General features: G+C 49.3%; 2 pseudogenes. Both read left to right on the forward strand.

Features of this window, described 5'->3' with window-relative positions:
• Positions 1–69, forward strand: a pseudogene (locus A3712_RS27295) (glutathione peroxidase); the annotation flags it as partial.
• Positions 66–201, forward strand: a pseudogene (locus tag A3712_RS27300) (DUF3429 domain-containing protein); the annotation flags it as partial. The pseudogenes A3712_RS27295 and A3712_RS27300, both read left to right, overlap by 4 nt.

Below are 201 nucleotides of genomic sequence, written 5' to 3' on the forward strand. Positions count from 1 at the left end.
GCTACCTTCCCTAGCTCCACATCACCAGTGAGCGCTACGCTCAAAAACGCAATCGAGCAACAACTATGAGGGCGGGTTACATGGCAACAACTCAAACCCGTAACACCATGGCCAAACTGGGGTACATGGGGTTAATTCCGTTTTTATTCGGTCTTCTCCTTTCGCTCACCAACAGCCAATTTATGGGGATAAGCGGTGAAA

This window comes from Vibrio sp. HI00D65 (assembly GCF_001635455.1).
Classification (GTDB): domain Bacteria; phylum Pseudomonadota; class Gammaproteobacteria; order Enterobacterales; family Vibrionaceae; genus Vibrio.